The organism is Halomonas icarae, from assembly GCF_009901955.1.
Lineage (GTDB): Bacteria > Pseudomonadota > Gammaproteobacteria > Pseudomonadales > Halomonadaceae > Halomonas > Halomonas icarae.
In genome coordinates this window covers 1-352 of sequence record NZ_WUTS01000015.1, presented here as the reverse complement: position 1 = coordinate 352, position 352 = coordinate 1, and the positions used below count along the sequence as shown (strand labels likewise).

The window sequence follows — 352 nt, the reverse complement described above, 5'->3', positions numbered from 1 at the left end:
CTGCTGTTCTGGGAGCGTAACGGCTTCGTGGTCTGGTACAAGCGCCTGGAGCGCGAGCGCTTCAAGTGGCCGGACCGGCTGGAGGGCGACACGGTCACCCTGACGGGCCAGGAGCTGAACTGGCTCCTGGATGGCTATGACCTCAGCGCCATGCGTCCCCATAAGGCGTTGGACTTTCAGTCGGTTGGCTGATTTTCTGCTGCTTCCAGCAGCACCGCTTGGTAAAATATCAGCATGACTTCAACGGCCCCGACACCTTCCGCCAGCGTCTCCCAGCTGCAGCGCCAAGTGCGCGCTCAGCAGGAGGAGATCGCGCGTCTCCATCAGCTGATGGAGAAGAAAGAAGCGGAGT

At 61.1% G+C, this 352-nt stretch carries 1 protein-coding gene; it reads left to right on the top strand.

The window, feature by feature from the left end:
* Positions 1-192: IS66 family insertion sequence element accessory protein TnpB (gene tnpB / locus GRB80_RS15995; RefSeq protein WP_161424416.1), on the top strand; the 192-nt coding region annotated here is incomplete at its 5' end.
* Positions 193-352: the final 160 nt, after the last annotated feature.